Origin of the sequence: Kitasatospora putterlickiae (assembly GCF_039527695.1) — a bacterium.
Classification (GTDB): Bacteria; Actinomycetota; Actinomycetes; order Streptomycetales; family Streptomycetaceae; genus Kitasatospora; species Kitasatospora putterlickiae.
Genome location: NZ_BAAAKJ010000222.1, coordinates 1 through 5,776, shown reverse-complemented (window position 1 = coordinate 5,776; position 5,776 = coordinate 1). Strand labels below are relative to the sequence as shown.

At 74.2% G+C, this 5,776-nt stretch carries 6 protein-coding genes; 3 read left to right on the top strand and 3 right to left on the bottom strand.

From position 1 onward, the window contains the following. The first annotated feature begins 285 nt into the window (after positions 1-285). On the top strand, positions 286-1,578 hold the full coding sequence (locus tag ABD308_RS22115; protein ID WP_344337862.1) for an SPFH domain-containing protein: 1,293 nt from the start codon (positions 286-288) through the stop codon (positions 1,576-1,578). Then, positions 1,575-2,546, top strand: a complete 972-nt coding sequence (locus ABD308_RS22110) for a C40 family peptidase (RefSeq protein ID WP_344337860.1) — start codon at positions 1,575-1,577, stop codon at positions 2,544-2,546. Before ABD308_RS22115 ends, ABD308_RS22110 begins: the two co-directional genes overlap by 4 nt. A gap of 81 nt (positions 2,547-2,627) precedes the next feature. On the opposite strand, the gene ABD308_RS22105 is transcribed toward ABD308_RS22110, so the two are convergent. After that, positions 2,628-3,593, bottom strand: a complete 966-nt coding sequence (locus tag ABD308_RS22105; RefSeq protein ID WP_344337859.1) for an aldo/keto reductase — start codon at positions 3,591-3,593, stop codon at positions 2,628-2,630. A 127-nt stretch (positions 3,594-3,720) separates the two neighbouring features. Between ABD308_RS22105 and ABD308_RS22100 the strand changes: the two genes are divergently transcribed. Beyond that, positions 3,721-3,918, top strand: a complete 198-nt coding sequence (locus ABD308_RS22100) for a hypothetical protein (protein ID WP_344337858.1) — start codon at positions 3,721-3,723, stop codon at positions 3,916-3,918. A 57-nt stretch (positions 3,919-3,975) separates the two neighbouring features. On the opposite strand, the gene ABD308_RS22095 is transcribed toward ABD308_RS22100, so the two are convergent. Both ABD308_RS22095 and ABD308_RS22090 read right to left on the bottom strand, forming a co-directional pair. Further along, positions 3,976-5,115, bottom strand: coding sequence for an endo alpha-1,4 polygalactosaminidase (locus tag ABD308_RS22095; protein ID WP_344337856.1), 1,140 nt, complete (start codon positions 5,113-5,115; stop codon positions 3,976-3,978). A 21-nt stretch (positions 5,116-5,136) separates the two neighbouring features. Next, positions 5,137-5,776 (bottom strand): spherulation-specific family 4 protein (locus ABD308_RS22090; RefSeq protein ID WP_344337855.1); only part of this gene is annotated, 640 nt, incomplete at its 5' end.

The following is a 5,776-nucleotide window of genomic DNA, read 5'->3' as shown; positions in this document are numbered from 1 at the left end:
GCGCGGCGCGCTCGCCGGGGTCCTGCTGGTGCTCACCGGCATCGGGCTGATCACCCGCCGGGTGATCACCCGGGGATCCGGCCCCCGACGGCGCTGAACCGTCGTCCCTTTGTCCGCTCATGTGCCCGCACGTCAGGTCCGGCTCCAGATGATTCGTCAGTAAATGTCGACACGCACTGGTTCAAATGTCGCATTTGATGACGTATGAACTTAGCCTGGGCCCTGGCACTGCCCGTCAGATCCGGGCCGCCCGTTGCGCGACACACTGAACCTGAGGATCCGTGCATGGACGTCACCCGCGATTCTTCGCAGCGACCCGACCACCTGCCCAAGGCGTTCCCCCCGGTACTGCCGGAACGTTCCGCCGTGGGTTCCAGCCCGATGGCCAAGCCGGCGCGGACGCCCCGGCCCGCCCAGCCGGCTGACAACGGACCGGTCACCACCCCGATCGCGGTGGTCCCGGGCCCGTCCGTCGGCACGCCCGTCGATCTGCGCGATCCGCTGGAGACGGCGGATCCGACGGCTCCGGTGACCTCCACGCTCCCGCTGGTGGACGAGCCGGAGACCACCCGGACCGGGGCGGTGACCGCCGCCACCTCGCGCCGGCCCCCGCGCGCCGACCAGACGCTCCGGGAGCACACCGCCGCCGCCCTGCCCGGCTGGGTCGCCCTGGTCGGGCTGCTGCTCGGCACGGTCGCCGTCCTGCTGGTGCTGGTGCGCGACGGCGTCATCCCGTACTGGGACGTACTGCCCGACCTGCGCGCCGACGCCGCCCTGGTCAGCGGCCAGGCCGAAGTGACCGCCCGTTCGGTGGCCGCCGTCGGCGCCGCCGGGCTGGTCGTCGTCCTCTCGCTCGCGGGCCTGCTGGCCAACGCGGGCGGCGAGACCCGGGTGCTCACCCGCTGGGGACGCTACCGGGGCACCGTCCGCCGCACCGGCCTGGTCTGGGTCAACCCGCTGCTGCGCCGCCGCCGGGTGGACGTCAGGCTGCGGCACTGGCGCAGCGAGCCGGTCAAGGTCGTCGACCGCACCGGGACGCCGATCGTCGTCCGGCTGCTGATCGTCTGGCGGGTCAAGGACACCGCCCGCGCCACGCTGGCGATCGAGGACCACGAGAGCTACCTGCGGGAGCAGGTCCAGGCGGTGCTCACCCGGACCGCGTCCACGCTGCCGTGCGACAGCAACGCGGCGCCCGGTCCCGCGCTGCGCGACGGCCAGTGGTTCGCCGACGAGCTGACCCGGGCGCTGGCCGCCGAGGTCGCGCCGGCCGGCCTTGAGGTCTACTCGGTGCAGCCGCTGGCGCTGGACTACGCGCCGGAGGTGGCCGAGTCGATGCGCCGCCGCCGGCTGGCCGACCTGGACGCGGGCCTGCGCACGGTGCTGGTGGACGACGCGGTGGAGGCGGCGGCGCTCGCCGTGCGCCGACTGGAGCGCGCGACCGCGCACGAGCTGGACGAGGCCGCCCGGAGCGCGTTGATGGAGCAGTTGCTGGTCGCCTTCGTCGCCCCGGCCGGAGTGGCCGCCTCGGTACCGCCCCCGGCCGCCCGGGCCGGGCGGAAGGAAGGACGACCGGCATGAGGATAGCCACCGGCACGGACGCCGCCCCGGCGTTCGCGGACGCGGACGACGCGGCGCTGATCGGCTTCGAGGAGAGCCTGGGCAGCATCCCGGCGATCACGGGCTGCGCCTGCCCCAACTGCGTGGCCAGGCCGCGCACCGCCCGTCCGGCGGAGCCGCACGGCGGGGGCCGAATACACCGGGTGGTGCGAAATACCTGCCTGGCCACCACCGTGCTGGCCGGCGCCGGGGTGGTCGGACTGACCGCCGGGGCCGGGGCCGCGCACGCCGCGCCGGGCAAGCAGGGCTGGGACGGCTCCAAGTACTGGTTCAAGAACGGCAGTGGCGAGTGGCGGTACACCAGCCACCAGAGCGTCTACACCAAGGCGGTGGGCGGCGGTTCCGGCTCCTCCGCCGCTCAGACGGCCGTCTCCAACGGCTCGGCGTCCTCCGGCGGGATGCGGCAGGGCTGGGACGGCTCGAAGTACTGGTTCAAGAACGGCAGCGGTGAGTGGCGGTACACCAGCCACTACGACGTGTACCTGAGCCGCACCGGCCAGTCCGGCGGCGGGGCGGCCCCGTCGGCCGGTGGCGGCAAGCCCGCCGCCGACCCGGCGCCGTCCACCGGCCGGCTGGAGTCGGCGATCGAGTACGCGCTCGCGCAGCAGGGCAAGCCGTACGTCTGGGGCGGCAACGGCCCCTCCGGCTTCGACTGCTCCGGTCTGGTGCAGCAGGCCTACCAGCGGGCGGGCATCAGCCTGCCGCGGGTCGCCGACGACCAGTACGCGGCGACCACGCCGATCACCGCGGGACAACTGCGCCGCGGCGACCTGGTGTTCTGGTCGGACAGCGGCCGGGCCTCGGGCATCCACCACGTGGGGATCTACCTGGGCGGCAACAAGTTCGTCGAGGCGCCCCGGCCGGGCAAGACGGTCCGGGTGTCGACGATCAGCAGCGGCTTCTACCCGACCCACTTCGGCCGGCCGTAGCCGTCGGACGCAACCGGGGAACGCGAAGGGGCGCGCCGTCCACAGGCTGTGGACGGGGCGCCCCTTCGGCGCGGGCGGCGCTCAGGCGGAGGCGTCGTCCAGCAGGGCGGTCTGCGCCGGGGTGAGCTCCAGCGCGGCGGCGGCCAGCAGCGGCGGGAGCTGGTCGACCGTGCGGGCGCTGGCGATCGGGGCGGCGACCGTCGGCCGGGCGGTGAGCCAGGCCAGGGCGACGGTGGCGGGCTCGACGCCCTGCTCGGAGGCCACGGTGTCGAGCGCCTCCAGCACCTTGGGCCCGCGCGGGTCGTCCAGGTAGCGGCCGGCGCCCTCGGCGCGGGCGCTGGCCACCTCGGCGCCGCCCGGGCGGTACTTGCCGGTGAGGAAGCCGGAGGCCAGCGCGTAGTACGGCACGGTGGCGAGGCCGTGCGCGGCGGCCACGTCGGCCAGCGGGCCCTCGAAGGTGCCCCGGGAGACCAGGTTGTAGTGCGGCTGGACGGCGGTGTACGCGGTCAGGCCCTCGCGCCGGGCGAAGGCGAGCGCCTCGGCGAGCCGGTCGGCGCCGATGTTGGAGGCGGCGACGGCGCGCACCTTGCCCTCGCGCACCAGCGCGTCCAGGGCGGTGACGAACTCCTCGACCGGGGTGTCGTCGTCCTGGTGGGTGTAGTAGAGGTCGATGTGGTCGACGCCGAGGCGGCGCAACGAGCCCTCGGCGGAGGCCTTGATGTTGGCCGCGCTCAGCCCGCGGGCCTCGGAGTGCAGACCGACCTTGGTGGCGACGACGACGGAGTCGCGGTTGCCGCGGGCGCGCAGCCACCTCCCGATGATGGTCTCGGACTCGCCGCCGGTGTTGCCCGGCACCCAGGCGGAGTAGACGTCGGCGGTGTCGACGAAGTTGCCGCCGGCCGCGGCGTAGGCGTCGAGGACGGCGAAGGACTCGGCCTCGTCGGCGGTCCAGCCGAAGACGTTGCCGCCGAGGGAGAGCGGGAACACCGAGAGCTCGGAGGCGCCGAGCTGCACGTAACGGGGGGCGTCGCTGCGGGAATCGGTCATGGTCCGAGTCAACCCGATCGTCCGGACGGACATTCCGTCATCGAGGCGGACTTCACAGAGTCGTCGCACGCCCGTAGCGCCGAGACCGGGTGTCGGGGCGGTCCGCGGATTCGTTAGAGTCCCTGCCATGGCTGACAACGAGTACGACCCCGCCGGCAGCACTCAGATGTTCCGGGCCTTCGTCGAGGAGACCCCGGCACCCCAGGCGCCGGGCTCCGTCAACACCTACGGCGGCAACAGCGGCGGCCGCACCGGCAAGATCGCGGTCATCGCCGTGGTCGCGCTCGTGGTGCTGGGCGCCGTCATCTGGCTGGCCGTCAAGTAGTCCGCGCGGTGGAATGCCTGGCGGCCCGGCAGCCGTCGGGTGCCGGGCCCCGCCTCCTCAGCAGGGTTTCCGCCAGGCGTCCAGTTCGAGCTTCTTCTGCATCGAACTGAAGCCCAGTGCCTTGACGCGGGTGCAGAACTTGTCGGTGCCCAGCTCGTACTCGACGTGGAACACCGCCTTGCCCGCCCGGATGAAGGGGGAGAGGCGGTCGCACTCGTCGAACTGCGCGCACTCCTCGTTCACGGCGAAGTCGAAGTCGTTCAACAGCGCCGGGACCTGCTCCAGGTCGTTCTTCAGGCCGATCGCCAGGCCGCGTTCATGGGCGAGCCCGGCGAGCATGCGGTTGTAGCGCAGCTGGTCGTCCGCGGTCAGCGGGAAGCCGCTCTTCTGGTTGTAGGCCTCGATGGTGTCGGGCTCGACGGCGTCGAAGCCCTTCTGCCGGCACATGTCGAAGCGGGCCGCCATCAGGGGCCTCAGCTGGTCGATCTTGCGGATGTCGAACCACTTCTCGCCCTTCCAGCCGTTGCCCGAGCCCTGGAGGGCCTGGGCGAAGGCGGCGGAGTCGGGGCGGAAGTCCTCCCAGGAGCCGGCGTTGATGTAGCAGATCACCTTGCGGCCCTTGGCGTGCAGGGCGGCGACCACGGAGGCGTCGGTCTCGAAGCCGTCGATGTCGTAGACGGGGACGTCGACGGACTGGTCGACGCCGCCGCCGAGCTGCCACTGCCAGGCGAGGCCGGGGGTGGGCTGCCAGCGGGCGCCGGCGGCTCCGGGCGTACCGGGGGTTCCCGGAGTGCCGGGCGTGCCGGGGGAGTTGGGCGATCCCGGGGTGGCCGGGTCGGCGGGGGCGCCAGGGGTGCCAGGGGTGCCGGCGGGGGTGCCGGGGGTTCCGGGCGGGGTCGACGGGCGGCCGGGCGCGGTCGGCGAGCCGGGGCCGCCGGAAGCGGCCGGGACGTCCGGAGTGCCCGGCGTGCCCGGCGTGCCCGTGCTGTTCGGCGTCTCCGGGGTCGCCGGAGTGGCCGGTGTGGTCGGCCCGCCCGGGACGGGGGCGGCGGTGGCCGCCGGGGGCGGGGCCGCGGTGGCGTCGGCCGGGGCGTCGTCCTCGCCGTCCGAGCCGGAGCTGCTGCACGACGTCGCCAGCAGCGCGGTGGCGGTGGCGAGGGCGAGGGCGGCCCACACGGGCCGGGTGCGACGGGTCACGGGGCACGGACTCCGGATCGGTCAGATGAGTTCGACGGGTTCGGTGAGCGGCCGGTCGGCGGTCAGCTGGTGCGGCAGGGTGCTCCAGGGGTTCTCCCCGGCGCCCGGCACCGCGCAGCCGACCCCGGCCCGCCGGGCGGCGATCAACGCGGCCGCCTCCCCGGCGAGTTCGGCGGGAACGTCGTAGATCAGGTGGCAGAACCGGGCGGCGGCGTGCCGACCGGTCCACAGCGGCAGGGCCAGCGTCTGGTAGGCGGCCCAGTCGCCCTCGAAGGTGACCAGCAGATCGGCCAGGCCGACCTCGGCGTACCCGGGGTCCGGGTGGTCGCCGTGGCCGAACACCACGGTGGAGCAGCCGGCCGCCCGGGCCGCGGTGGCCAGGCGCCGGTAGTGCGGCAGCGCGCCGGGCGCGGCGGACACCTGGTCGAGGTAGACGCCGGAGATGCCGTGGCGCTGACGGTAGGTCAGGATGTCGTTCACCACGGCGGCGTGCGGTCGCCGGCCGTAGTCGGTGTCGGCGTATCCGATCAGCGGCAGGCCGGCCTTGCGGAGCTTCTCGGCGGCCTCGGTGAAGACCTGGTCGGGCTCGCCCGGCCCGTCGGCGAGATTGAGCACGACGGCGGCGACGCGCTTCGGGTCGGCGGCGGCGACCGCCTGCCGG

What these genes read in the sequence shown, in the direction of transcription:
- ABD308_RS22115 (WP_344337862.1), top strand. Translation starts at nt 286, where the DNA reads ATGGACGTCACCCGCGATTCTTCGCAGCGACCCGACCACCTGCCCAAG.
- ABD308_RS22105 (WP_344337859.1), bottom strand. Translation starts at nt 3,593, where the DNA reads ATGACCGATTCCCGCAGCGACGCCCCCCGTTACGTGCAGCTCGGCGCC.
- ABD308_RS22100 (WP_344337858.1), top strand. Translation starts at nt 3,721, where the DNA reads ATGGCTGACAACGAGTACGACCCCGCCGGCAGCACTCAGATGTTCCGG.
- ABD308_RS22110 (WP_344337860.1), top strand. Translation starts at nt 1,575, where the DNA reads ATGAGGATAGCCACCGGCACGGACGCCGCCCCGGCGTTCGCGGACGCG.